Consider the following 24,168-nt stretch of genomic DNA (forward strand, 5'->3'; position numbering starts at 1 on the left):
GAACAAGGAAGAAAGTGAAGGATGGAGGTGGCCGGCATGCTTGTCCGTTTGAATCAGGTGCTCGGCCGGATGATGCCGCTCATTACGCCTGTCAGCGTGCTACTTGGTGTATTATTGGCGGCGTATTTAAAAGATTTCACCTTTTTGGTGCCTTGGGTGTTTGCTGTGATGACATTTTCAGGGAGCTTGTCATCTACTTTTTCAGCTTTAAAGCATACGGTGATGCATCCATTGCCTTTGATTTTATCGTTTATGATTTTGCATGTGCTGATGCCCCTTTATGCATGGTCAGCGGGGCATTTGATATTTGCGGGTGATTCTATGACGATCACCGGTTTGACGCTTGCGATGGTGATTCCGACAGGTGTGTCTAGTTTAATATGGGCGGCAATGTATAAAGGAAATGTGGGGTTAACGTTATCTATCATATTAATTGATACATTGCTTTCGCCATTGATTGTACCAGTAAGCTTGTCAATCTTCGTTGGTACACAGGTCCATATGGACATGGTGGCGATCATGAAAGGACTATTCGGTATGGTGGTGCTGCCCTCTATTTTAGGGATGCTCGTTCGTCAGTATGCAAAGCCATCGGTGACAAAAGCAATGAGTCAGACCTTGGCTCCTTTTTCAAAATTAGGCTTGTTTGTTGTCGTATCGATTAACAGTTCTGTTGTCGCCCCATATTTGCGTGAACTGGATGCTGCGTTTTTTAGCAAAGCAGCGACTGTCTTTTTCATTGCGATGAGTGGGTATGCTTTTGCGTGGTTGATTGGAAAGGCGATGAAATGTACCCAAGGAGAAATTGTGGCGATTGTGTATACGGGCGGTATGCGGAACATTAGCGCGGGTGCTGTGCTTGCCATTAGCTTTTTCCCGCCTGCTGTTGCTGTTCCTGTTGTGATTGGCATGCTGTTTCAGCAAGTGCTTGCAGCCTTGTTTGGCTTTTTACTTCATCGTTTCGAGCTGAAAGTACCTGCTGTGACTAAGTCTTTATCATGAAAAAAACCTCCATCCTTTAAGATGGAGGCTTTTTTGCGATTAATAGATGAGGTATTTCTTCCGTTTCTTTTCGAACGTTTTCAGGTCATGGTGGTATTGTTTCATGATGTGTTTGATGGAAGTGCCTTTATTGATTTCTTCTTTGATCCAGCTATTCCCGATGAGTTTATCAAAGCTGCCTGTTTGTAGGAATTGAAAGTCATTAGGATACAAGTCATGTATTGCTTTGATGATAGATAGACCTGTTTTGACTGCTTCGAATGATTTTCGGTCTGTGACATAAAGCTGTACCCCGTGAGACAAAGTCCCGGCATGTTTTGAAAAGGTAGGGGTAAATGAAACAGGTCTAAATTGAACACCTTTTAGTTTTAACCCATTTAAGTGATCTGCTAGCTCATTGCTATTGATATATGGAGCGCCAATGAGTTCGAACGGTTTTGTCGTTCCTCTGCCTTCAGAAACGTTTGTGCCTTCGATTAACCCTGTTGCTGGGTAAACAAAGGTACTATCAACGGTCGGCATGTTAGGTGAAGGGAGGACGAACGGCAGCTTCGTGTCATCGAACGTCATGGATCGTTTCCAATGTTTCATTTTGATCACTTTTACATCAGCGTTGATATGAAACTCTTTGTTAAACATGTATGCAAGTTCTCCAGTTGTCATCCCATGTCTTAATGGGATGGGATAGAGACCTACAAAAGAGGCGTGTTCTGGCTCTAATACGGGTCCTTCTACTTTTAGCCCGCCTATTGGGTTTGGACGATCTAAGACAACAAATGGAATGTTGTTTTCCTTAGCTGCTTCCATTGCATACGCCATCGTGTAAATATAGGTGTAATAACGAGTACCAACGTCTTGAATATCAAATAGCAGAACATCTACATTTTTGAGCATTTCAGGAGTTGGCTTTCTTGTTTTTCCATAAAGAGAGTAAACAGGCAGGCCTGTTTTTTCGTCAGTATACGATTCGACGCCTTCTCCTGCTTGTGCATCACCGCGCACGCCATGTTCAGGCCCATACAAGGCAGTCAGTTTAATATCGGGGTGTTCAAATAGCAGATCGACACTGCTTTTCATGTTTGCATCAATGCCTGTAGGATTCGTAATAAGCCCTACTTTTTTCCCTTTAAGCCAAGAGAGGTTACTTGAGAGTAATGTTTCGATACCTGTTTTGACTGTTGCTTTTTTTCCTTTTGTATCTGTTCGTTCTGAATCTGCGGGGGAGGCGGCGGTCAATGTGCTGATCATGAGAATGCTAGCGAGTATCAAGCTTGCTGTCTTTTTCAAGAGAATCCCTCCTATTTGATCTGTTTTCCTTTTAAATTGAGTCCATAGCCAAATGGGTAAAGGGTTTGATTAGGATGAGTGACTGATGGGATAGCGACGGGTAATTTCCCTTTAGGTGAGGCCGCTCCAAAAATCACTTCTAGTCCCGCAGGAATATTCGGTTGATTGAATTGTCCGTTTGAGTACCCTTTAAAACCGTACACAGCTAGTAAGGCATCGGCTTCTTCAAAATTTGCCGCATCATAAGGGTTTCGGAGACTCATGATGACCAATTTTTTGTTTTGTGCTGCTGCTTCTTTCATGACAGCACGAGGGAAGGCCGTTGCCCATTTTTTCGGATCCTGTACACCGTCATCAATGACGCCATCATTCACAGCCGGGTCATTTTGGACAACGTAAGAGCCGGTAATGACATAGTCAGCATTTTGAATGAGTTTGGCTGTTTCTTTGGAGAAGCTCTTATCTGCAAATGCGTATGATTGGATTTGCACAGGTTTGATCTTTTTCTGTTTGATCAGAGATTCAATTGTGACGGACATTGCTTTTGTTTGATCTTCGTACGGTGCCATGAGTACGATTTTGTCATTCTTTTTAGGCTTAAAAGGCAAGGTTTTGTCGTTGTTTTTAAGGAGAGTGATTCCTTCGCGTGCCATTTTTTGTTCTGCTTTTCGGTGCGACTTTTGACCAACGAGCTGTGTGGCTTTTTTGATTTTCTTCTCAAGGCTTACTGATTTATTGGCGGAAATGATGCCGCGTTTGATCTTTAATTGAAGGATTTTTTCGACAGATTGATTGATCTGAGATATCGGAATTTCGTTTGTGAGAACTGCTCTTTTTAAAGCATTGAACACATTCTCTAGGTTTTTTTCTGTCTTTAAGGACGTGACAGGTGCTGGCATGAGGGCAATGTCGACGCCTGCTTTAATAGCCATTACCACAGCTTCTTCCTGTCCGAAGTTATCTGCAATCGCTTTCATATTGAGGGCGTCTGTTACAACCACTCCTTGAAAGCCCATGTCTTCTTTTAATAAGTTTGTGATGACTTTTTTTGATAAGGTTGCTGGTACCATAATGTCCTCGCCATCTTTTTTGCTTTTATACGTTGTGTCATCAATGGCTGGGAATTGAACATGAGCGGTCATGACCATATCTGCCCCTGCGTTGATTGCTTGTTGAAATGGATACAGCTCCACCTTTTTAAGACGATCTAGATCATGTTCGACAAGCGGAAGACCGTAGTGACTATCAACAGCTGTATCACCATGTCCTGGGAAATGCTTTAATGTGGAAATGGTCTTTTCCTTTTGAAGTCCTTTCATGGTTTGCAGACCAAGTCTCGTGACAAGTTCAGGGTCAGAGCTAAAGGAACGGACACCGATGACGGGGTTATTCGGGTTATTATTTACATCAAGAACAGGAGAGAAATTTGTATTGATACCTAGAGCGTTTAATTCTTTGCCGATGATTTTACCAGTGTCATAAGCATTTTTCTTACTTCGAGAGGCACCAATCGACATATTTCCTGGGAAATGTGTTCCCTTTTGTAGTCTTGTGACGATTCCGCCTTCTTGATCAATGGAAATGAGTAAAGGAATGTTGGGTGATGCTTGTTGAAATTCATGTGTGAGTTTGACGGTTTGTTTCGTATCAACGACATTTTCTGCAAATAAGATGACACCGCCTAAATGATATTTCTCTACAAGGTGAGAGACTTCTTTACTCATTTTTGTGAAGCCTGTAGGAGCGGATTCACCTTCTGCTTGCCAATTGCGAAAGTCTGGCATGAGCATTTGGCCAATTTTTTCATCCAAGGACATGTCCTGAACCATTTGTTTGGCAGTTGGGAGAGGGGCGGAGCTCACCTTTTCCGTTGGAATGGAAGAGGTGAGCAAGGCCAAAACGAGTGCAGCAGGGAACAGAGCTTTTAACATCGAATTCCTCCTTTTACTTAAAAGATTCGTAGATTGCAGTCATGATGCTTCCATAAGTACCAGTTGGGAAAAGGTCACCTTCAAATTGATTTGGGTTGACTTCAGGTGAAACGACGGGTGAATGTTTTTTATTTGTCAGCAAGACGACGCCTAGATTGTGTTTTGGATCAATCAATGTCATCGTTCCGGTCCAGCCTGTGTGTCCATACGCTTCTTTACTTGCGTATTTCCCAAACATCCATTCCATGTCAGTATTGCCGTTTTTCCGCCAGCCTAGCCCGTAAGTTGGGTTCGTGTCTGATGATTCCGTAAAGAGATCGATAGAAGCTTGGTCAAAGATGGTTGTTTTCCCATAGCCTCCTTTATTGAGCATCAGCTGAAGCAGTACGGCCATATCTGATGTATTAGAGAAAAGTCCAGCATGTCCGGAGACACCTGCCATTGAGTAATAGGCTTTCTCATCGTGGACTTCACCTAGCAAGGTATACCTGCGAATGTTTTCAAAATCAATGACACCATCGCGTGTATTGCCTAGACGCTCGGTTGCTGCAAAATGCTTTGGCTTGAATCCCTTTTTCAGCGGATTGAACATGGTATGTTTTAGACCAAGCGGTCGATAAATCGTCGACTCTACATATTGATCAAGTGGCATACCGGTTTTTTTCTCAATGATCATGCCTAACAGCATGTAATCAATATCACTATAAATATGCTGAGTGCCTGGCTTGTATTGCAGAGGCACCTTTGGTAGCCATTTCATGGTTGTTTGTCTATCTTGAGAGAAAAAAGAGCCCGCTTGCTCTTTGCTATAAAATAAAACACTGGAAGGCAGTCCGGCAGAATGGGTGAGAAGATCCTTGACTCGAAGCTGATCTTTGCCGGTTACCTTTGCATCTGGTTCATCTTGAAAGTCAGGCAGGATGGTTTGTATTTTTTCATTTACATCTAGTTTTTGTTCATATACTAGCTTTTGCAGGGCATAGTTGGTGGCATACATTTTTGTATTGGATGCTAAATCGAACAGTGTGTTCTTTTTCATTTTCTTATAGAATTTGAGTTCTGTTGTCCCTTTATATTTTTGTCTGTAGCCATAGGCTTTTTGATGGACGATCTGACCATCCTTGATAATGATGAGTGCTGCCCCTGGAAACCCTGCTTTGATATCGTTTTGAATCATGTGATCAACCTTCCTAAGCTGCCTAGAAGAAAAACCTACTTGTTCCGGTCGTTTTGCTTTTTTTAAGACGGGATATTCTTCAGGTGCTGTTTTAGACAAAGACGATACAGGATGGGAGCTAGTTGCAAATGTTTGTAATGGTAACCCTAGGAGCATGAAGAACAGACTTGTGATGATGAGAAAATATTTCTTCAAGAGCTAGACCTCCTATTGCTTATTTTCCTCGAATTCAACAGCCATATCATCATGAAATCCGAATAAGTATGTGAAGATAAATCCAGCGACATATGCAATGAAGAGACCTATTAAGTAAAGCAGCATTTGATGTGTGTGAACGATAAAGGTTAATGGGAGACCTGATACCCCGATTGCTTTAGTGGCGATTTGGAAATAGGCTTGAAATGCTCCGCCGATTCCAGCGCCGAGACAAGCAGTGAGGAAGGGTCTTCCGAGCGGGAGTGTGACACCGAAAATGAGCGGTTCTCCAATTCCAAGCATTCCTGAAGGAAGTCCGCCTGCAATGGCTCTTTTCAGCTTTTTCTTTTTTGTTTTCATATAAATGGCAAAGGCAGCACCGACCTGTCCTGCGCCTCCCATAGCGAGGATTGGCAGAAGCGGGTCATCTCCAATTGAATTAATCAGTTCCATATGAATAGGTGTTAGGCCTTGGTGAAGTCCAGTGACAACAAGAGGAAGGAAGGTCGCACCAAGAACAAATCCGGCAAAAATACCGCCAATGTTTAATAGATAAGTAAGTCCAGAGGTGATGGCATCAGATATAAATCCGCCGACTGGCATGAAGATAACGTACGTGAAAATGCCTGTAATGAGTAGTGTGATGGTTGGTGTGACAATGATATCGAGTGATTGCGGGACGAAGCGTCTGATCTGGGTCTCAACAAGTGCCATAAAAATAGCTGCAAGAAGAACACCGATGAGTCCGCCTCTACCTGGTAGAATATTAGTGCCAAATAACATAATATCAGCGGCAGCTGGGTTAATGATGAGAATACCTGCTAATGCGCCTAATGCAGGAGAGCCACCAAATTCTTTTGCGGCGTTTGTTCCTACTAATATACCGAGATAAGCAAACAAGCCTGAGCCTATAACGGTTAGGATAATCGCAGCTTGAGATTTTTCATCGAGCCAGCCTGCTTGCACGACCGCTTTTGTAATACCCGTTATAAGACCCGATGCAACGAGTGCTGGAATAATGGGAATGAAAATGCTGGCGATCCGCCGTAAGAACAGCTTGAATGGTGTGCGGTTCTTTTGTGAAATGGCTTGTTTGTTTTTCTGTGCTTCGTTGTTTAAGTCATATGAACCTGAGGCATTGAGCAGCTGTTCAAACGCACTTGATACTTGGTTGACAACACCTGTGCCTAAAATGATTTGCAGTGTTTCCGCTTCGACGACGCCAATGACGCCATCGAGTTCTTTGATCGCGGTGGTTTGCACTTTTTCACGATCAATGGGTGTAATTCGGAGACGTGTCATACAATGTGTGTGGGAAGAAATGTTTTCAGAACCACCACAGAGTGAAAGGATGTCTTTCGCCAACTGCTGATATTTCTTTTGATGACTCATGTTGAATCCCCCTTTGTTTTTCGTTTCATGGAGCGGATGGCATGCCTTGTTTTGTCAATATATTGTGCCGTCTGTTCATATTGACGAGAGGCTAAACTGAGGAACAAGACATCGATTAAATAGAGCTGTGCCATTCTAGAGGAAGTGGCAGCACTGCGAAAAGGTGCTTCATTGGAACCGGACGTTGATAGATGAACATCACACAATGCAGAAACGCTTGTATGCCCTGGATGCGTTAAAGCAATGGTTTTTACTTCATTTTCTTTTGCGAGCTGAAGGGCTTGGATGATGTCTAATGTTTCTCCTGAGAAGGATATACCGAACACAATGTCATTCTTTCCAGCATTTGCGATGACCGTAGATGCGATGTGCATGTCAGTGAAGGCAGTGGCTGCATAATTGATTCTGAGAAATTTCTGCTGGGCATCAGCTGCGACGATGCCAGATGCACCCACACCGATAAAATGGATTTGGTTTGCATTCAGCAGCAGTTGAACAGCTTTTTCTAAAGCTTCTACATTTAAAATAGAGGCTGTATCTTTGATCGATTGAATGGTGTTTCCTGCTGTCTTTTGAATAATGGATTGAAGTGGTTCATCTTGTTCGATATCCCGGTAGCCTTGTTTATCAGTGTGCATTAAGTCTCCAGCGATCCGCATTTTCAAGTCGTGATAGCCATCCAGCCCGAGAGACTTACAGAGGCGGATGACGGCAGAGCTGCTTGCACCGGCAGCCTGACTGATTTCATGCACTGTGCTTTTAATGACTTTGTCAGGATGGGCAAGGATATAGTCTGCAATGATTTTTTCAGATTGGGGAAGCTTTGATTTCATTGTGTGTAGTAGGGTGAGTCCGCCTGCTGACATGAGTTTCCTCCTTTAAGATTGATGACGTAAGATGGCTTTGTCGATGTGACCATCTGCTTTGTTGAGCAGGTCTTTGGCTGTCTTTTTATCTGTTTTGGTTTGGAGCATGACGATGGCTGTTTTAACTTCTAAATCGGCTGCTTCAAGGGCTTTTACGGCTTGTTCGTAGGAAGCATTGGTCACATGCTGAATGATGGTGATGGCGCGTTCTTTTAGTTTATGATTGCTTACTTTTACATCTACCATCAGGTTTTCATATACTTTGCCTTGTCTGATCATGACAGAGGTGGAAAGCATATTTAAAATCATTTTATGAGCGGATGCGGCTTTCATTCGTGTTGACCCAGTGATGGCTTCTGCTCCTACGACGACTTCAATGGCGCAGTCTGCTAGTTCGCTAATCTCTGCTTGTTCATTGCAGCTGAGGGCTACTGTTTTTGCTCCAATGGTTCTAGCATAGTTTAAAGCGCCAATGATATAGGGTGTTCTACCGCTCGCCGCGATTCCGACAACCGTATCTTTTGATGTCAGGTGAATGTGTTCTAAATCTTTTTGACCAGCTTCTTCACTGTCTTCCACATCTTCTGCTGCATGTGAAAAGGCAGAGTCTCCACCGGCCATGATGCCTACGATGACATCAGGTGAAATGCTATAGGTAGGTGGACATTCGACCGCATCCATTACCCCAATTCTGCCGCTTGTTCCAGCGCCTAGATAAATGAGTCTGCCCCCATTCGAGATGGAATTAAAGGCCAAGTCACTTGCTGTCTTTACGTCTGGAAGGACACGGTTGACGGCTTGAGCGACCTTCATATCTTCCGCATTTATCATTTGGAGTATTTCTAGCGGGCTTGCTTGTGAAATTCTCATGGTGTTAGGGTTTCTTGATTCTGTTGTCAAAGAACGCAGTTGAGATGGCTGCATGTGACATACCTCCTTATTTCTTCATTTTCAGTATATTGAGTATGACATGGAATTTCAATATTATATTTAAATACTGAAATTATATTTCAGTCGAAATGTTGTGCTGATGAGGGTTGAATAGTTAGAAAATAAAAAAAATAAAAATCCCCTTTACAAAAGGGGGACAACCTGTATATAATAACTTTTGTCAGCTTCACGGAAACAGTAAACTTGACAAACTGGCCCGTTGGTCAAGCGGTTAAGACACCGCCCTTTCACGGCGGTAACACGGGTTCGAATCCCGTACGGGTCACCATCATGTGGAGGATTAGCTCAGCTGGGAGAGCATCTGCCTTACAAGCAGAGGGTCGGCGGTTCGAGCCCGTCATCCTCCACCATATGCCGGTGTAGCTCAACTGGTAGAGCAACTGACTTGTAATCAGTAGGTTGGGGGTTCAAGTCCTCTTGCCGGCACTGTTTTTCTTTTATCAATTCCATATGTGGAGGGGTAGCGAAGTGGCTAAACGCGGCGGACTGTAAATCCGCTCCCTCCGGGTTCGGCGGTTCGAATCCGCCCCCCTCCACCATTTTTGGGCTATAGCCAAGCGGTAAGGCAACGGACTTTGACTCCGTCATGCGTTGGTTCGAATCCAGCTAGCCCAGTTAAGACACCTTTTTTAAAAAGGTGTCTTTTTTTATTTTGACGATTGGAATGTATAACTATTCAAAATATTGTTGAGTTGAGTCAGAAGGCACCGAGAAAGTAAAATATAAGCATGAACGGAAAGGGGATGTACATATGGGAGATCAAAAGAAGGTCACGATTGTCGGGGTACCGATGGATCTCGGTCAAATGAGAAGGGGCGTCGATATGGGGCCGAGTGCCATTCGCTGTGCTGGTGTAAAAGAAAAATTGGAATCGCTTTCATTTGATGTTGAAGATCTAGGGGATATTCCTGTTGAGCAAAGAGATGATGAGAAAGGTCTCTATACAAGTGAAAAACTGAAAAACTTAACGGAGAATGCTGGAGCAAACCAGCTTCTTGCTGAAAAGGTTAGCAGTATTGTGCAGTCAGGTTCGTTTCCGCTGATTTTAGGCGGGGATCATAGCATTGCAATTGGTACACTAGCCGGTGTAGCCAAATATTATGAAAATTTGGGTGTCATTTGGTATGATGCGCACGGTGATTTAAATACAGAGGAAACTTCTCCTTCTGGAAATATTCATGGGATGCCGCTCGCTGTCAGTCTCGGCTTTGGGCATGCTGATTTAATCAATATTGGCGGTTATACACCTAAAGTAAAGCCTGAGAATGTGATCTTGATTGGTGCTCGTTCTTTAGATGAAGGAGAGCGGGCATTGATTAGAGAAAAAGGCATTAAAGTGTATACGATGCATGAAATCGATCGATTAGGGATGACGAGAGTAATGGAGGAAGCCATTGCGTATTTAAAAGAAAGAACAGATGGTGTTCATTTGTCGCTTGATTTAGATGGGCTAGATCCTGCAGAGTGCCCTGGCGTGGGAACGCCGGTTGCTGGCGGCATCAGTTATAGAGAGAGTCATCTTGCAATGGAGCTTTTAGAGGAAGCAGGGATTTTGACATCTGCTGAGTTTGTTGAGGTGAATCCGGTATTAGATGAGAAAAATAAAACAGCAGAAGCGGCAGTTGCATTAATTGGTTCTTTAATGGGTGAAAAGCTATTATAGAGCGGGACTTGTTCCGCTTTTTTTTAATTTTGGGGAAATTTAAGGATATGTTAAGGTTTTTACCGGCTGATAAGCGTAACATGCTGTCAAAAATTTGTTACACTATTTTTTAGAGGAGAATGAAACCTTTTGGAACGAGGTTCGTATACATAAAGACCGGTGAAGGCAGAGGTTGAATATACTATGGAAACAATGATTAAAAAGAGAATTAAGCAAGTGAAAAAAGGCGACCAGAACGCATTTGCAGACATCGTAGACCTGTATAAAGACAAAATTTATCAGCTGTGCTATCGTATGCTTGGGAATGCACATGAAGCAGAAGATATTGCGCAGGAGGCGTTTATTCGTGCCTATGTGAATATTGAGAGCTTTGATGTGAATCGTAAGTTTTCCACGTGGCTGTACCGCATTGCAACCAACCTGACCATCGACCGTATTCGTAAAAAAAAGCCGGATTATTATTTAGATGCAGAGGTGGCAGGGACAGAAGGACTGAATATGTATTCTCAAATTGCGGCTGACGGCATTTTGCCAGAGGACGAGGTGGTGTCGCTTGAATTATCGAGCACCATTCAGCAAAAAATTTTAAGATTACCCGATAAATATCGCTCGGTCATCGTATTAAAGTATATTGATGAACTCTCGTTAAAAGAAATTAGTGAGATTCTGAATATACCAGTTGGTACGGTGAAAACGAGAATACACAGGGGTAGAGAGGCTCTCCGGAAACAGTTGAGAGACCTTTGAGTGAGGTGATTTTGATGAGCTGTCAGGAAAAAATCGTCCTGCTTATGCATCAGTATTTAGACGGGGACATTGAGCCCGAAGATGAAAAAGAATTAAAGAGCCATCTGCAATCGTGTGAGGAATGCCGTACTCATTTTCAACAAATTGAGAAATCCATCGCGCTCGTGCAGAGTACATCTCATATAGAAGCACCATCTGATTTCACTGCAAAGGTGATGGCAGGTCTTCCAAAGGAGAAAAAGCGTGTGTCGATTCAAAGATGGATCAAAGCTCATCCGCTAATGGTCGCCGCTGCCCTCTTTGTCATATTGATGGGAGGCAGTCTGTTTACTAGCTGGAATACGGATCATAATTTCAGTGTGTCAAAGCAGCCGAATCTCGTGGTTGAAAATGATACAGTGACGGTACCTAAAGGGGAAACCGTCAAAGGTGATGTCACTGTGAAAAATGGCAAGCTGATTGTAGAAGGCAAGGTTGATGGAAACGTAACAGTCGTCAATGGAGAACAGCTGACTGCTTCTGCCGGACAAGTCACTGGTCAAATCAATGAAATTAATGAAGTGTTTGATTGGGTTTGGTACAAAATGAAGTCTACAGCACAAGACGTGATGCGGGTCATTGGGCCAGAGGAGCAAAAGTAAATCAAACAGTTCGAGAGCAGTCTCTAAGGGACTGCTCTTTTTCTATTGATGGACAGACTTGAATGCCAGCCAGATATGGCAACTATTTTCCTTGCTGAAACAAAATGTGGTATAATAGCCACGCTATGTACTTACACATAGGCTCTTTTTTTATAAAAAATGAATCGAACGAAGAATAACTGAAAATTCTGGAGGACGAGGAAATGGCTTTAGGGGATATTCCTTTTTTGCAGTACCTCGGTAATGCTGTTGATATTCTCGTTGTTTGGTATGTGATATATAAATTAATGATGGTCATCCGCGGAACAAAAGCGGTTCAGCTTTTAAAGGGAATTGTCGTCATTGTTCTCGTCAGGATGGGAAGTGCGTATCTCGGTCTTAACACACTTCAATGGCTGATGGATCAAGCGATCACGTGGGGGTTCCTTGCGATCATTATTATTTTTCAGCCAGAGCTAAGGAGAGCGCTTGAGCAGCTTGGGCGCGGCCGTTTCTTCTCTAGAAGCGGAACACCTGTAGAGGAACAGCAGCAGAAAACGATCGAGGCAATTACAAAAGCAATTAACTATATGGCAAAAAGAAGAATAGGTGCGCTGTTAACGATTGAGCGCGATACTGGGATGAATGATTACATAGAGACCGGAATTCCTTTAAATGCAAAGGTCAGTTCTGAGCTGCTGATTAATATCTTCATTCCGAATACACCGCTTCATGACGGCGCTGTGATTATGAAGCGTGACGAGATTGCAGCTGCGGCGTGTTATTTACCGCTGTCTGAAAGTCCTTTTATCTCTAAGGAGCTCGGTACACGTCACCGCGCGGCAGTTGGTATTAGTGAAGTAACGGACAGTTTAACCGTCATTGTCTCCGAGGAGACAGGCGGCATTAGTGTCGCAAGAAATGGTGATCTCCATCGAGAATTGACAGAAGAAGCGCTTGAAGAAATGCTGATTGCTGAGTTTAGTAAGAACAGCAAAGATGCTTCCTCGACCAAATGGTATTGGAGGGGCAAGAAAAATGGATAAGATTTTGAATAATCGCTGGGCCGTTAAGTTTCTTGCATTGGTCTTCGCTTTATTGCTGTATGGTGCAGTCAATTCAGCGCAAGCGCCCACGCCGAAAAAAATCGGTGAATCCTTTTTCCCAACATCGACAACAGACGAAGCAACCTTAACGGACATTCCTGTTAAAGCGTATTATGATGATGAAAAGTATGTAGTCACTGGTGTGCCGCAGACAGTCAATGTCACGATTAAAGGATCAACTAGTGCTGTGAAAACAGCAAGACAAACGAAAAATTTTGAAATTTACGCAGATATGCAAAACCTTACGACAGGTACACATAAAGTCGAATTGAAGGCAAGAGATGTATCGAAAGGAATTACATTAACGATTAATCCGTCTGTGACGACTGTGACGATACAAGAAAAAACGACAGCTGAATTCCCTGTTGAAACTGAATTTTATAATCAAAATAAAATTAAAGACGGCTATTCACCAGAGCAACCTATTGTTAATCCGAAAAATGTCACGGTTACTGGCTCAAAAGACGTGATCGACAAAATTTCTGTCATTAAAGCATTTGTGAACTTAGAGGATGTCGATCAGCAAATTGAGAAAGAAGCGAAGCTCACTGTGTATGATAGCAGTGGGAATGAGCTGCCAGTCGAAGTGAGTCCGTCTGTGGTAGATATTACGGTCCCGATTACGAGTCCAAGCAAGAAAGTTCCGTTTAAGATTGAGCGGACGGGCAGCTTGCCAGATGGGATCAGTATCTCAAGCATCGAGACAAGCCCAAGTGAGGTGACTGTCTATGGTTCTCAAAATGTGCTGGATGCACTTGATTTTATTGACGGCGTTAAGCTCGACCTAAGCAAGATTAAAGATGATACAGAGATTGATGCTGACATTCCACTGCCAGATGGTGTGAAAAAGGTATCGCCTGAAACTGTTAAAATCAAAGTGAAGGTTGCAACAGCTGAAGAAAAAAAGATCGATAATGTCCCAATTTCTGTCGTGGGTCTGAGCAAGGATCTTAGCTCTGAATTTGTGAGTCCGTCTTCTGGGCGTCTCACACTAACAGCAAAAGGTTCAAAGAGTGCAATTGATAAACTAAAGGCTTCAGATATTGAAGCCTATATCAATGTCGGGGACTTAAACGAAGGAACACATGAGGTCAAAGTACAAGTGAATGGCCCTCAAAATGTGACATGGACATTATCTAGATCGAAGGTCAAAGTGAAACTGACTTCTACTGATACAGAAGATCAGCCGGCTTCTACGAATGATCGGAAAGATCAATCATCCGATGATGATCAGGAAGAGAAGAGTCAAAAGGAATCTACACAAGATAAAGCAAAAAAAGAATCGAGTCAAAGACAGCGGGTCAAAGAAGATAACAAAGAGGACGCAGCGTCCTCTTGAATGGTAAAAAAGGAGCGATTGAAACATGGGCAAGTACTTTGGAACTGATGGTGTAAGGGGTGTGGCTAATAGCGAATTAACGCCAGAGCTCGCATTTAAAATTGGGAGATTTGGCGGCTATGTGCTCACGAAGGATAAAGAACGTCCAAAGGTACTCGTTGGACGAGACACGCGTGTATCTGGTCATATGTTAGAAGGAGCACTCGTAGCAGGCTTACTTTCAATTGGGGCTGAAGTCATGCGTTTAGGTGTGATCTCAACACCTGGTGTGTCTTATTTAACGAAAGCAATGGATGCAGAAGCAGGTGTCATGATTTCAGCTTCGCATAACCCAGTTCAAGACAACGGAATTAAATTTTTCGGCGGTGACGGTTTTAAACTGTCAGATGAACAGGAGATTGAAATCGAGCAGCTGATGGATCAGCCGGTCGATCAATTGCCACGCCCAGTTGGAGCGGACCTTGGAACAGTAAATGACTACTTTGAAGGCGGTCAGAAATACTTGCAATTCTTGAAACAGACAGCAGACGAGGATTTCACAGGTATTCACGTAGCGCTTGACTGTGCACATGGTGCAACATCTTCTCTTGCAACACATTTATTTGCAGATTTAGATGCAGATGTGTCAACAATGGGAACATCACCAAACGGATTGAATATCAACGATGGCGTAGGTTCTACTCATCCAGAAGCACTTTCTGCTTTTGTGAAAGAAAAAGGAGCGGATATTGGTCTTGCGTTTGATGGTGACGGCGACCGCTTAATTGCAGTCGATGAAAAAGGTGATATTGTAGACGGCGATCAAATTATGTACATATGCGCACGTTATCTAAAGGGTGAAGGCCGATTGAAGGATGACACGGTCGTGTCAACGGTCATGAGTAACCTTGGTTTCTATAAAGCGCTTGAGAAGCAAGGCATTAAGAGCATTCAAACCGCTGTTGGTGACCGCTATGTGGTCGAGGCGATGAAAAAGGATGGCTATAATGTCGGAGGCGAGCAGTCAGGCCACTTGATTTTCCTTGATTATAATACGACAGGTGACGGCATGCTTTCAGCGATCATGCTGGTGAATACACTAAAAGCAACAGGAAAAACATTATCAGAGCTTGCAGCTGAAATGGAGAAATTCCCGCAACTTCTAGTGAATGTGAAGGTATCTGATAAGTATAAAGTGGAAGAAAATGAAAAAGTAAAAGCTGTGATCCAAGAGGTTGAAAAAGAGATGAACGGTGACGGACGTATCCTTGTGCGTCCATCAGGAACAGAGCCGCTTGTACGTGTCATGGCAGAGGCGAAAACAAAAGAGCTGTGTGATGAATACGTGGCTCGCATTACGGCTGTTGTCAAAGAAGAAATGGGTATTGAGTAATTGATGTAAAGCAAATCGCTAAGCAGCGGTTTGCTTTTTTTCGAATAAACGTCATAAGAGGAAAGTTCTATACGAATGATATAAGCGAGTGCAATTTGCTGCTTGCTTTCATACATAAGAGAGCACATCAAAGGTAGAACGTGACAAGCCTCATCGCATATAGTGTAGGGAGGTCTTACTTTCTCACATGAAAGGGATCACCCGCTAAATTGTGATTGACGGAGGTCAGACCTTATAGTACAATCATCCTTGTGTTACTGGATTTTTATTCTAGCAGGAAAGGCAGGGTAGATGTTCAGCCACTCTTATAATTATAGCGCCCGAACTAAGCGATCGAACGAGACAGATGCTTAGTTGACGAGGATGGAGGTTATCGAATTTTTCGGCGGATGCCTCCCGGCTGATCAAATATAGAGATCACAGCCGTAAGTGTTTCTTTAAAGCAAAGAGGTGACTCTTTGTACAAAGGGAATACACATGATCTCCCAAAATAAACATGTAGAGAGGGACGAAGAAATGTCCCTTCTATTTTAGTAGGCTTTCTTTGTCCCTTTCACATGATCGGGAGGAAGAATATTTATGTGTGGAATCGTAGGTTATATTGGTCAGAATGATGCGAAGGAAATCTTATTAAAAGGTTTAGAGAAGCTTGAGTACCGTGGGTATGACTCAGCAGGTATCGCTGTGGCAAACGAAGATGGCGTGCATGTGTTCAAAGAAAAAGGACGTATCGCTGAACTTCGTGAAGTCGTTGATGCAAACGTGGCATCTTCAGCAGGAATTGGACATACACGCTGGGCAACACACGGTGTACCAAGCCATCTAAATGCGCATCCGCATCAAAGTGCTTCTGGCCGTTTTACGCTTGTTCATAACGGTGTCATCGAGAACTATGTACAATTGACACGCGAATATTTACAAGACGTCACACTAAAAAGCGACACAGATACAGAGGTTGTTGTTCAAGTCATCGAACAATTTGTGAATAGAGGTCTTGATACAGAGGAAGCTTTCCGTCAAACGCTTCTTCAACTAAAAGGCTCTTACGCGATTGCCCTTTTCGATAACGAAAACAAAGAAACAATCTATGTGGCGAAAAACAAAAGCCCGTTATTGGTTGGTTTCGGAGAAGATTTCAACGTTGTGGCTTCTGACGCAATGGCGATGCTTCAAGTAACGAACGAATATGCGGAATTAATGGATAAAGAAATGGTCATTGTTACTAAAGACGAGGTTATTATTAAAAACCTTGACGGTGATATTATGACACGTCCTTCTTATATCGCTGAGCTGGATGCAAGCGACATTGAGAAAGGCACATATCCTCACTACATGTTAAAAGAAACGGATGAACAGCCGCTAGTGATGCGCAAAATCATCCAAGAATATCAAGACGAAAACGGCAAGCTGTCAGTCGCTGGCGATATCGCAAGCGCAGTAGCAGAAGCAGACCGCATTTACATTGTGGCTTGCGGAACGAGCTACCATGCTGGACTTGTTGGTAAACAATACATTGAAGACTGGGCGAAAGTACCTGTAGAAGTCCATGTAGCAAGTGAATTCTCTTACAACATGCCGCTTCTATCGAAAAAACCGTTGTTCATCTTCCTTTCTCAATCTGGGGAGACTGCGGACAGCCGTGCTGTACTTGTTCAAGTCAAAGAGCTTGGTCATAAAGCATTAACGATCACAAACGTACCAGGATCTACGCTTTCTCGTGAAGCAGACTTCACACTGCTTCTTCATGCAGGACCAGAAATCGCAGTGGCTTCAACAAAAGCCTACACAGCACAAATCGCTGTTCTTGCGATCCTTGCATCTGTTGCAGCTGAATTAAATGGTCAATCTCTTGACTTTGATCTTGTGAAAGAGCTTGGGATTGTGGCAAACGCAATGGAAGCCCTTGTCGATCAAAAGGATGAAATGGAACAAATCGCTCGTGACTTCTTCACAGTGACACGTAACGCATTCTTTATCGGAAGAGGACTTGATTACTATGTGTGCCTTGAAGGTTCACTCAAACTAAAAGAGATCTCTTACATCCAAGCAGAAGGCTTTGCTGGCGGAGAACTCAAACACGGCACAATTGCTTTAATTGAAGAAGGCACACCGGTCATTGCCCTTGCCACGCAAGAGCATGTGAACCTCAGCATTCGCGGTAACGTCAAAGAAGTCGTTGCACGTGGTGCAAACCCATGTGTCATCTCACTAAAAGGCCTAGAAGACGAAGGCGACCGTTTCGTCCTTCCAGCAGTACACCCAGCACTTGCACCACTTGCATCTGTTGTGCCATTACAGCTGATCGCTTACTACGCAGCCCTTCACCGCGGGTGTGATGTGGATAAACCACGTAACCTTGCGAAGAGTGTGACGGTGGAGTAGGTTTAATTTTAATAATGAAACACCCCTTTGAGAATCTATTAAAGGGGTGTTTTTTGTTTAGGGTACTATTATTTTTGAATAATCACCATTTTCAAAGCGTTTAAGGAGGTTTTCAATCTTTTTTATGCATGTTAATGAGTGACTATAAACTCCAAGTTCTTTTAATAAACTGATGTTTTCTATTTTGCAAACAGTTATTTCCCAATTATTTGCTTTGCGTTTTATTAAGTCACTTTTAATTAAAGAAGTCAATGTATTTTGGGGAATCGGAGGTAAATCCCAAAAATCAAAATCAGCTATTTCTAATTTCTCAATAAGGTTTTGTTCGTCATTAATACTATATTGTTGGCCGATATGATTAATCTCATCATGCTGTTCATATTCCAATAATAAATTCATAGTAGACATGAGTTGTAATACTTTTGATGATTCATCGCCATCCCCCAATTGCTTCATAAATCGCTTAATGGCAGGTTCAACATAGAATTGATTAAAATGATATGGTGTTAACTCTTCAAAAAGTCTATATAATATACTCTCCCACTCACTGTTATAGATGTAGTATTCTCCAAATTCAGGATAAAAAAGTTCAGATAATTTTTTTCCATTCTCCAGCTTTATGCGTTTGATTTTTTTTGAATTTTCACCCCATATTTCGGGGTAGATTTCTAGTAATTCATCATCATTAATGCTAAAACTTATACTCATCGAAAAGGAAGCGACGAATAATGGAATATTAATAAACCGTAACCACTGTTCATCCTCTAATATTAAATGTTCATATACAATATTTTTGAGTTCAGGGTTATTTGCTAAATGATCACTATAAATGTTATTTTTTAAAAATTCCCTTTTTCGAAATAAAGGTTGTTCCCGATACATGAATGAACAAAATGAATCAACACAAAAGTCAATTAAATTTATTAATAATGTAGAATCACCTTGAGTTAAGTAGTTTAACATTTTCATATATAAGTCGATTTCTCTCTCAGGTAGCGTTGAACCGTCTTTTTCTAATGTTGAAATTAACAAATTCAAAGATTCTTTAGTATTTAGTAATTGGTAGATGTAAACTGGTGAATAATTGTCTAATATGAGAATTAGTTTATCTTTGACCACATTCGAAAGTTTGCTTTTTGATATAAGTTCGATAACTTCATCGTTTTCTATGAATGCTTCTTCTTTTCCATACATCCAATCATATGCGTTATACTTGACTGTATTTAGACCATGTTCACTTGAATTATTCTCAGTTGGCAAATGACTGTTCACTATTGAATTGTCATTATTTATTCGTGTAGGAGAACGTCCATATAAAAGCTCAATTTCTCTATCCATTTCTATTGAGTATTGAACGCCAAAAAAATCACATAAATCAGGAATGCTATCAATTAATATATCTAATTCTACATCCATGCAGTATTCATCTAAAAATTCTAGCTCTGAAAAAATTAATTGTTTTATATTTTTTCTGATTTTTGAGTTAAAAGATTCATAAAATATTTCGTACTCATTAGGAAATATTTCTCGAAAACGCTCCATCGCTTTATAATGAAACAAACTAAAGGCGTTTTTAAAGTATTTATCTATTAATTTATAATCGTTAAAAGCCATTCCAATATTTGTGCAACTTACGATATAACCAGGTAAATTATGCAAATCATTATATTGATATTCTTTAGGATCATTACTTCCCATATCAATACAGTACTGATTGATTTTATACTCTAAAAATTTATAAAGTCTCGGGTGTTTTTGATTTTGTGTTAGATAAATTCTAAGTAAATCAAAGAATCTATCTAAGCTCCCCTTTTCTAGTTCTAAAATATCAATATTGTATATATTTTCGTTTTCTGAAAAACTAGTTGTATAATCATCATAATGTTCTATGCAACTTTGTATGATCTGTTCACTAAGGTTTGAACTACACGAAGGTGATAAATTCTTAAGTAGAAACAATAATTGATTATAGAAAGAGCAGCAAGGCAGTAGTTTAGGAATCCATTGTTCACAATTCTCTTTCAAGAAGTCAAGAAGAAAATCTTGTGCTGATGGGTTTATAAAATATATAAAGATATCATCATACGCATCATCATAAACGGTCTTGATCATGGTTTCTTCAAGTTCTCTAAGACTCTCACTTAAATTCTTCGTATGCGTTTCATTGAAATAATAATGTAAAGAATTTTTGTAGCCGACTTCTACATCCTCTTGTAATGAAGGTGTTGAAGTAATTAGTAGTAAAAAAGCTACAAATTTTGCTTCATTAGATAAATTATCAAAAATATCTCTCCAAAAATCACTTGGACAATCTAAATACATTAACAATCGATTTAAGTAATCTTCTGGTGTTTCATAACTTTTAGGTTGTTGATCTAAAAATAGTGATAGTACCCTTGGATTATAATTGTCGTGATATACAATCTCATCTGTATGAAGATGCAAATAGTTAACATGCTCATAATTTAGTTTTGAGTAGTAGAGACGACTAAATAAAATACTTGCTTTTTCACTCTCGGAGTATGCCTCCAAGTTGCAAATTAAGGTATAGTTATTAAATACTTTTTTTAGTAAAGGACTTTTATGAATGAGTTGTTGAAGAATATATTCTCTTGTTGTAATAATTAATCTTGTATCATTAGGGAAATTTTCGATATCCTTTATTAACTTAGCTAAGCGTGCTTCTTCTTTTTTATTCTTTTCTTTTTCGAGGATACTTCCCCAGTAATCATCTAAAATAAAAACTTGTATCTGGTGCTCATCTAACATACTGTATATATCATCGATTGAGTATACCCATCTAAATCCGTTTAAATGATTTTGATACAAATGGGCTAAAGCTAGAATTTGAGCGATTGTTGTTTTTCCAACACCTGGTTCTCCGGAAAGTATGATAGTTCGATTAATGTCCCAATTCGAAACTGCTGATCTATAGACTTTTGAAGGTATAAAAGTTTTAGCTGTTTTACAAGCATCTTTTAATCTATAGGCAGATTCTCTATAAATGCGACTATGTAGGTATTCTTTTAACAAGTGTTCAAGCACATTTGAATTTGGAATTAAAAGCTTTGGTTGATTAATTATCACTTTTCTGTAAGTTGGCTGTGAAAGGAGTCTGTTCAATTCAACCCTATCTAATATATCGTGTTCAGTCACATTGAATTCTTTAAATAATTCAACAATATCTTTCGTTTGTTGACGTGTTAACTCCATTGATATCCCTAAGATATAGCGATCTGGTTGTAATTTGCGAACTTTTTGTAGGTCTTGCTTTAAAGAATGTATTAAAGGCTTAAAAGATTGCTGAGCATAACGCTTTACTTGTATGACGGTTTCGGTTTTACCGTCTGTATAAAAACCATCAATGCCTTGATCTCGCCCCTCTTTAAAGGTTCTAAAGGGAACGTTCTCTCTTTGAGAGACTACATCACATACCAACACTTCAAACTCTAATGGTTGAAGTAATGCATGAAAATCGTAATTAGACAATTTTCTTCTTCCTTTCACATGTTGATAGCGATTAATTATATCATAATTTATGTATATATGGATATTATTGTAATGTATATTTTGTAGCTAGATTCCTCATTATTAGATCGGACATAAAAGATTAGGTAGATTAAAACGTGAGGGTAACTATCTTCTATTGCATGGATAAAAGTACTTTAAGAAAGAAAAGAGGAATAACAAATGACCAAACCTAAAATCTACACAATGAGCTTCGCAAAAGTCTATCCTCTCTATATCGCAAAGGCAGAGAGAAAGGGTCGAACGAAGGCTGAGGTTGATACGATTATTTGTTGGTTGACGGGGTACAGTCCAGCAGAGTTACAGGAACAGTTGGACAAGCAGATAGACGTTGAAGCCTTTTTTGCTGAGGCTCCTGAGCTTCATCCTTCCCGCAGTTTAATTAAAGGAGTCATCTGTGGTGTTAGAGTAGAGGACATTGAGGAAGAAACGATGAAAAACATTCGGTATCTAGATAAGTTGATTGATGAGTTAGCGAAAGGAAAGACGATGGAGAAGATTTTGCGAGGTTCGTCATGATCATCACAATCAAGCCCAGTGAATAACCTTCACTGGGCTTTTTTATATTTATAGATCATTCGATCGATAAAAATAAAATCTGTTTGAACGAATCCTCTTTTCATGTCGTCAAAAGAAGTAATACCAAAACAAATTGATGTTTGAAAAGGGAGTGGCGTGGATGGATATGAAGATGATTTTACCTCTTATTTTGCTGCAAGCGATTTTAATGGTGATTGGTTTGTTTGATTTGTTGAAAAGAGATCCATCGAGGATTAGGGGAGAGGTGAAGTGGGTTTGGGCTTTGGTGATTGTGTTTGTGGCGAGTGCTGGTCCTATTGCGTATTTCATTTTTGGTCGTAAACAATCTTAGTAGGGGGGATTCGCTTGAATATGTTGGAGTGTCACGGCCTGACGAAATCGTATGGACGGCATGAAGTGTTAAAAGATGTTTCGTTTTCTGTTGGGGAGGTTGGATGTGTTGGCTTTTTAGGAGCCAATGGAGCGGGGAAGACAACGACGATCCGGATTTTGACGGGGCTTGCTCGTCCTACATCTGGCGTTGTGAAGGTGGCAGGTTTTGATGTCGAAAAGGACATGGATCAAATCAGTCAGGTGATCGGGTACTGTCCGCAGCATCCTGCATTTTATCAGGATATGACGGGGCAGGAATGGATGCATTGGGTTGGCGGGTTATTTCATTTAGAGAAACACACCATTCGTTCCAAAACAGATGAATTGTTGAAGCTTTGCCGCATATACGAGGCGAAGGATCGTGCCATTGGCAGCTACAGCGGAGGCATGAAGCAAAGACTTGCCATTGCGCAGGCACTCATCAACAGCCCGAAGGTTCTTATTCTAGATGAACCAGTGTCGGCACTTGATCCCATGGGGAGAAAAGACGTCCTGACTTTGATTGAGCGTCTAAAGCATGAGATGCTGATCTTTATGTCGACCCATATTTTAGATGACATTGAACGTGTGGCGGATCATATTATCATGATCAACAGCGGCAAAATTGAGATGTCCTCTTCGATGAAACAGCTCAAAGAAGACTATATCCAGCCCGTGATTGAATTTCAATTAGAACAACAGAATACGAAACTAGTGGCTTTGTTAAAAGAACGGGATTGGGTGGAGGAATGCATGGAGACAGGGGACACTTATCAGGTGCGAGTGAACGATCAACAAATGGCATTGAAGGAGCTGCCGGGCATCATCACTGAAGCTGGAGGTGTTCTTATCCAATATCAACTATCTAAGCTAACGCTTGAAGATATTTTCATGAAGGTTGTGACGGCATGATGATGTTGAAAAAGGAATTTAGGGAGTTATTCACTAGTTATAAAATCTTATTTGTGCCGATCATTTTTACGATTTTAATGATTACGCAGCCTATTACGCTCAAAATGCTGCCGGATCTTTTATCGAAATCGGCTAATTTACCTGAAGGGTCTACATTTTATATACCAGAGCCTAGTGCTGGAGAAGCTTTAGCCAGTGCATTGAGTAAATTTGATTCGCTCGGCGTGTTTATCCTGATTATGATCGTGATGGGGACGATTGCTGGAGAGCGTGCCTCTGGGGTGACGGCGATGATTATGGTGAAACCGATCAGTCGAATGAGTTATTATGCCTCAAAAATATGTGCCTATGCCTGTTTAACTTTGTTTAGTTTGATAGTGGCGGTGCTTACTTCCGTATATTATGTGGACATTCAATTTGGGCATGTGGCTTGGGGCGATGTGTTAAAAGGAACGCTTTTGTATTATCCAAACCTACTGCTCATTGTGGTGTCGACCATTTGTGCATCGGCGTTCTTTAAGCGTTCAGTGACTGCGGGCGGCGTTTCCCTTTTGATCAACCTCATCCTGTTTACCGTTCCTTCGTTTTATGAGGATACATTAGGGAAGTTTGCACCTAAAGGCGTCACAAGTGCGGCTGAAGAGATGATTCATAGAGGGACTTATTCGGATCAGGCACTTACAAGCTTTCTAGGTGTATCGGTATTGATTGGTTTCTTTTTTCTCATCGGATGGTTTCTTTTTAGAAAACAAGAATTGTAGCATGGTGTACCCTTTGGATATGAAAATCTAAAGGGTTTTTTATATA

Annotated in this window: 19 protein-coding genes and 5 tRNA genes; 17 read left to right on the forward strand and 7 right to left on the reverse strand. The window is 41.2% G+C overall.

Features of this window, described 5'->3' with window-relative positions:
- The first annotated feature begins 36 nt into the window (after nucleotides 1–36).
- Nucleotides 37–1,002, forward strand: coding sequence for a bile acid:sodium symporter family protein (locus tag NSQ70_RS01000; protein WP_035390705.1), 966 nt, complete (start codon nucleotides 37–39; stop codon nucleotides 1,000–1,002).
- Nucleotides 1,003–1,041: 39 nt separating this feature from the next.
- Here NSQ70_RS01000 and NSQ70_RS01005 read toward each other — a convergent pair whose 3' ends face one another.
- From NSQ70_RS01005 to murQ, 6 genes are read right to left on the reverse strand one after another with little or no spacing between them, the layout of a single operon-like run.
- Nucleotides 1,042–2,289 carry a DUF1343 domain-containing protein gene (locus NSQ70_RS01005; protein ID WP_007498566.1) on the reverse strand — a complete coding sequence of 416 codons (1,248 nt, stop codon included), beginning with the start codon at nucleotides 2,287–2,289 and terminating at the stop codon, nucleotides 1,042–1,044.
- A gap of 11 nt (nucleotides 2,290–2,300) precedes the next feature.
- Nucleotides 2,301–4,220: a glycoside hydrolase family 3 protein gene (locus NSQ70_RS01010; protein ID WP_159159371.1), complete on the reverse strand. Its 1,920-nt coding sequence runs from the start codon at nucleotides 4,218–4,220 to the stop codon at nucleotides 2,301–2,303.
- Nucleotides 4,221–4,233: 13 nt separating this feature from the next.
- Complete coding sequence (gene pbp4b, locus NSQ70_RS01015; RefSeq protein ID WP_335350636.1) at nucleotides 4,234–5,592, reverse strand: penicillin binding protein PBP4B; 1,359 nt, start codon at nucleotides 5,590–5,592, stop codon at nucleotides 4,234–4,236.
- A 12-nt stretch (nucleotides 5,593–5,604) separates the two neighbouring features.
- Entirely contained in the window at nucleotides 5,605–6,984 is a 1,380-nt protein-coding gene (locus NSQ70_RS01020; RefSeq protein ID WP_342502370.1) for a PTS transporter subunit EIIC, read from the reverse strand.
- Nucleotides 6,981–7,850, reverse strand: coding sequence for a MurR/RpiR family transcriptional regulator (locus NSQ70_RS01025; RefSeq protein ID WP_007498558.1), 870 nt, complete (start codon nucleotides 7,848–7,850; stop codon nucleotides 6,981–6,983). The genes NSQ70_RS01020 and NSQ70_RS01025 overlap by 4 nt, the downstream gene beginning before the upstream one ends.
- Before the next feature lie 12 nt (nucleotides 7,851–7,862).
- A complete protein-coding gene (gene murQ / locus NSQ70_RS01030) occupies nucleotides 7,863–8,774 on the reverse strand; it encodes an N-acetylmuramic acid 6-phosphate etherase (RefSeq protein WP_251185540.1) in 912 nt (303 codons plus the stop codon).
- A gap of 220 nt (nucleotides 8,775–8,994) precedes the next feature.
- Between murQ and NSQ70_RS01035 the strand changes: the two genes are divergently transcribed.
- From NSQ70_RS01035 to glmS, 12 genes are all read left to right on the forward strand, one after another.
- A tRNA-Glu gene (locus NSQ70_RS01035) sits at nucleotides 8,995–9,069 on the forward strand.
- A gap of 6 nt (nucleotides 9,070–9,075) precedes the next feature.
- Nucleotides 9,076–9,151, forward strand: a tRNA-Val gene (locus NSQ70_RS01040).
- A 3-nt stretch (nucleotides 9,152–9,154) separates the two neighbouring features.
- A tRNA-Thr gene (locus tag NSQ70_RS01045) sits at nucleotides 9,155–9,227 on the forward strand.
- A gap of 28 nt (nucleotides 9,228–9,255) precedes the next feature.
- Nucleotides 9,256–9,340: transfer RNA gene (locus NSQ70_RS01050), tRNA-Tyr, on the forward strand.
- Between the two features lie 4 nt (nucleotides 9,341–9,344).
- Nucleotides 9,345–9,416, forward strand: a tRNA-Gln gene (locus NSQ70_RS01055).
- Nucleotides 9,417–9,552: 136 nt separating this feature from the next.
- Nucleotides 9,553–10,464, forward strand: a complete 912-nt coding sequence (rocF, locus tag NSQ70_RS01060) for an arginase (RefSeq protein ID WP_251185539.1) — start codon at nucleotides 9,553–9,555, stop codon at nucleotides 10,462–10,464.
- Nucleotides 10,465–10,647: 183 nt separating this feature from the next.
- A complete protein-coding gene (gene sigW, locus NSQ70_RS01065) occupies nucleotides 10,648–11,211 on the forward strand; it encodes an RNA polymerase sigma factor SigW (protein WP_007498553.1) in 564 nt (187 codons plus the stop codon).
- 14 nt (nucleotides 11,212–11,225) lie between these two features.
- A complete protein-coding gene (rsiW, locus tag NSQ70_RS01070) occupies nucleotides 11,226–11,852 on the forward strand; it encodes an anti-sigma-W factor RsiW (protein ID WP_008344028.1) in 627 nt (208 codons plus the stop codon).
- Between the two features lie 203 nt (nucleotides 11,853–12,055).
- Nucleotides 12,056–12,877, forward strand: coding sequence for a diadenylate cyclase CdaA (gene cdaA, locus NSQ70_RS01075; protein WP_008344027.1), 822 nt, complete (start codon nucleotides 12,056–12,058; stop codon nucleotides 12,875–12,877).
- Nucleotides 12,870–14,276 carry a YbbR-like domain-containing protein gene (locus tag NSQ70_RS01080; RefSeq protein WP_342502371.1) on the forward strand — a complete coding sequence of 469 codons (1,407 nt, stop codon included), beginning with the start codon at nucleotides 12,870–12,872 and terminating at the stop codon, nucleotides 14,274–14,276. The genes cdaA and NSQ70_RS01080 overlap by 8 nt, the downstream gene beginning before the upstream one ends.
- A gap of 25 nt (nucleotides 14,277–14,301) precedes the next feature.
- Nucleotides 14,302–15,648: a phosphoglucosamine mutase gene (gene glmM / locus NSQ70_RS01085; protein ID WP_256688923.1), complete on the forward strand. Its 1,347-nt coding sequence runs from the start codon at nucleotides 14,302–14,304 to the stop codon at nucleotides 15,646–15,648.
- Nucleotides 15,649–16,227: 579 nt separating this feature from the next.
- On the forward strand, nucleotides 16,228–18,030 hold the full coding sequence (glmS, locus tag NSQ70_RS01090; RefSeq protein WP_007498541.1) for a glutamine--fructose-6-phosphate transaminase (isomerizing): 1,803 nt from the start codon (nucleotides 16,228–16,230) through the stop codon (nucleotides 18,028–18,030).
- A gap of 57 nt (nucleotides 18,031–18,087) precedes the next feature.
- Here the strand turns inward: glmS and NSQ70_RS01095 are convergent, their stop codons facing one another.
- Complete coding sequence (locus NSQ70_RS01095; protein ID WP_342502372.1) at nucleotides 18,088–21,519, reverse strand: restriction endonuclease; 3,432 nt, start codon at nucleotides 21,517–21,519, stop codon at nucleotides 18,088–18,090.
- Nucleotides 21,520–21,720: 201 nt separating this feature from the next.
- Between NSQ70_RS01095 and NSQ70_RS01100 the strand changes: the two genes are divergently transcribed.
- The 4 genes from NSQ70_RS01100 to NSQ70_RS01115 all read left to right on the forward strand — a co-directional run bounded on the left by NSQ70_RS01100 (nucleotide 21,721) and on the right by NSQ70_RS01115 (nucleotide 24,122).
- The gene (locus NSQ70_RS01100; protein ID WP_058336266.1) at nucleotides 21,721–22,077 is read left to right on the forward strand and encodes a DUF2200 domain-containing protein; all 357 of its coding nucleotides are present in this window, start codon (nucleotides 21,721–21,723) and stop codon (nucleotides 22,075–22,077) included.
- Nucleotides 22,078–22,237: 160 nt separating this feature from the next.
- The gene (locus NSQ70_RS01105) at nucleotides 22,238–22,429 is read left to right on the forward strand and encodes a PLD nuclease N-terminal domain-containing protein (RefSeq protein WP_003217265.1); all 192 of its coding nucleotides are present in this window, start codon (nucleotides 22,238–22,240) and stop codon (nucleotides 22,427–22,429) included.
- 14 nt (nucleotides 22,430–22,443) lie between these two features.
- Entirely contained in the window at nucleotides 22,444–23,361 is a 918-nt protein-coding gene (locus NSQ70_RS01110; RefSeq protein WP_342502373.1) for an ABC transporter ATP-binding protein, read from the forward strand.
- Nucleotides 23,358–24,122: an ABC transporter permease subunit gene (locus NSQ70_RS01115; RefSeq protein WP_217967605.1), complete on the forward strand. Its 765-nt coding sequence runs from the start codon at nucleotides 23,358–23,360 to the stop codon at nucleotides 24,120–24,122. Before NSQ70_RS01110 ends, NSQ70_RS01115 begins: the two co-directional genes overlap by 4 nt.
- The last annotated feature ends 46 nt before the right edge of the window (nucleotides 24,123–24,168 follow it).

The organism is Bacillus sp. FSL R5-0397 (assembly GCF_038593395.1).
GTDB classification, from domain to species: domain Bacteria; phylum Bacillota; class Bacilli; order Bacillales; family Bacillaceae; genus Bacillus; species Bacillus altitudinis.